This window comes from Micromonospora sp., assembly GCF_048594385.1.
GTDB lineage: Bacteria > Actinomycetota > Actinomycetes > Mycobacteriales > Micromonosporaceae > Micromonospora > Micromonospora wenchangensis.
On sequence record NZ_JBMDWU010000251.1, the window covers coordinates 1 to 2,646 of the forward strand.

A 2,646-nucleotide genomic window follows, 5' to 3' on the forward strand; every position below is an offset into this window, starting at 1 on the left:
GTGCCACCGCGGGCCGGCCGGGACGGCCGGACGACACCGGGGCCGCGCGGCGTACCGCGCCGGCCCCTGTCGGCGGACCGGATCAGCGGGGCAGCGGGGTGCCGGCGCGGCGCAGCACCGACCAGCCGGCGTCGCGGGCCCGCGCGGCGGCCAGCAGCCCGGCCACGCACGGGCCGTTGGTGATCTCCCCGGCCAACGCCATGCCGACCGCCTCGTCCAGGTCGATCCGGACGACCTGCAGGTCGGCCTCCTCGTCGTGCCGCTCGTGCCGCTGCCCGACGGGCACCTCGGCCAGCTCGCGGGCGAGGAACACCCGGACCACCTCGTCGGAGAAACCCGGCGAGGTGTGCACGTCGACCAGCAGGTCCCACCGGGCGGCGGTCAGGTCGGCCTCCTCGGCCAACTCCCGGGCGGCGGCCACCGGCAGGTCCTCCCCGGCGACGTCCATCAACCCGGCGGGCAGCTCCCACAGGTGCCGTCCGACCGGCTGCCGGTACTGCCGCACCAGCACCACCTGACCGGCGTCGTCGAGGGCGACCACGGCGACCGCGCCGACGTGCCGGGCGTAGTCGCGGGTGGCGGTGCCCCCACCGGGCATGGTCACCTCGTCGGTGACCACGGTGAAGATCCGCCCGGCGTAGCGCTGCACCCGCGACAGCAGCTCGTAGCGGTGCTCGACGGCGCTCACGACGCGGACGACGCCGTCGCCGGGGCACCGTTGCGGGCCGCGTTCTTCGCCGCCGCCTGCGTCTTCCTCGTCGTCTCGGGCGTCGCCGCCCCGGGGGCCGGGTCGAGGTCCACCGGCAACTGGTCGGCCTGCGAGTACGCCACGGTGGCCTTGACGAACCCGGCGAACAGAGGATGCGGACGGGTCGGGCGGCTCTTCAGCTCCGGGTGCGCCTGGGTGGCCACGAAGAACGGGTGCAGACTGCGGTCCAACTCGACGAACTCGACCAGCCGGCCGTCCGGGGAGGTACCGGAGATGTGCAGGCCCGCCTTGGTGAGCTGGTCCCGGTAGGCGTTGTTCACCTCGTAGCGGTGCCGGTGCCGCTCGCTGATCTCGGTGGCCCCGTACGCCTCCGCCACGATCGACCCCTCGGCCAGCGTCGCCGGGTACGCCCCCAGCCGCATGGTGCCGCCGAGGTCACCCCGGCCGGCGACGATGTCCTCCTGGTCGGCCATGGTGGCGATGACCGGGTGCTTGGCGTCCTCGTCGAACTCCAGGGAGTTCGCCGCGTCGAGGCCGGCCAGGTGGCGGGCCACCTCGATGGTCATGCACTGCAGGCCGAGGCAGAGCCCGAGCAGCGGCACCCCGGTCTCCCGGGCATACCGGGCGGTGCCGATCTTGCCCTCGATACCGCGGACACCGAACCCGCCGGGGATGACGATGCCGTCCACGCCCGACAGGGCCGACGCCGCGCCGGCCGGGGTGACGCAGTCGTCGCTGGGCACCCAGCGCAGCTGCACCCGGGCCCGGTGGCCGAACCCGGCGGCCCGGATCGCCTCACTGACCGACAGGTACGCATCCGGCAGGTCGACGTACTTGCCGACGACCGCCACGGTGACCGTGTGGTGCGGCTGGTGCACCCGCTCCAGCAGGTCGTCCCAGCGGGTCCAGTCGACGTCACGGAAGGACAGGCCGAGCCGGCGCACCACGTACGCGTCGAGCCCCTCGCGGTGCAGCACCTTGGGGATGTCGTAGATGCTCGGCGCGTCCGGGGCGGCGACGACCGCCTCGGCGTCCACGTCGCAGTAGAGCGACAGCTTCTGCTTCAGCTTCTCCGGGATCTCCCGGTCGCAGCGCAGCACGATCGCGTCGGGCTGGATGCCGATGTTGCGCAACTGCGCCACCGAGTGCTGGGTCGGCTTGGTCTTCAGCTCCCCCGACGGGGCGAGATAGGGCACCAGCGACACGTGCAGGTAGAAACAGTTGTCCCGGCCCAGGTCGTGGCGCACCTGCCGGATCGCCTCCAGGAACGGCAGCGACTCGATGTCGCCGACGGTGCCGCCGACCTCGGTGATCACCACGTCGGGGATCTGGCCGTCGGCGTCCGGGTCGGCCATGCCGACGATCCGCGCCTTGATCTCGTTGGTGATGTGCGGGATGACCTGGACGGTGTCGCCCAGGTACTCGCCGCGCCGCTCCTTGGCGATCACGTCGGAGTAGATCTGGCCGGTGGTGACGTTGGCCTTGCCGGAGAGGTCCCGGTCGAGGAACCGCTCGTAGTGCCCGACGTCGAGGTCGGTCTCCGCGCCGTCCTCGGTGATGAACACCTCGCCGTGCTGGAACGGGTTCATCGTCCCGGGGTCGACGTTGAGGTAGGGGTCGAGCTTCTGCATGACCACCCGCAGCCCGCGTGCGGTGAGCAGATTGCCGAGGCTGGAGGCGGTGAGGCCCTTACCGAGCGAGGAGGCGACGCCCCCGGTGACGAAGATGTGCCGGGTCGTGCGTGCTGAAGGGGCCAAGGCCTGCTCCCGTGTCGTCCGTAGCGGTCGTGCGAACCGCCGTGCCGATCAAGTGATCACGCGATCCACGGGATTCCACGGTAACACCTCCCCCGGGGCCACCTGGCGTCGCACCCGACCTCGGGCTATCCGGTCCCGCCGCCGGCCGGGCCGGTCGCGGCCGACACCCCCGGCGCGGCG

Annotated in this window: 2 protein-coding genes; both read right to left on the reverse strand. The window is 72.6% G+C overall.

What is annotated here, in order from left to right; translation table 11 throughout:
• Positions 1 to 82 precede the first annotated feature (82 nt).
• Complete coding sequence (locus ACOJTC_RS13165) at positions 83 to 688, reverse strand: NUDIX domain-containing protein (RefSeq protein ID WP_420117066.1); 606 nt, start codon at positions 686 to 688, stop codon at positions 83 to 85.
• The gene (locus ACOJTC_RS13170; protein WP_420117067.1) at positions 685 to 2,466 is read right to left on the reverse strand and encodes a CTP synthase; all 1,782 of its coding nucleotides are present in this window, start codon (positions 2,464 to 2,466) and stop codon (positions 685 to 687) included. Before ACOJTC_RS13170 ends, ACOJTC_RS13165 begins: the two co-directional genes overlap by 4 nt.
• Positions 2,467 to 2,646 lie beyond the last annotated feature (180 nt).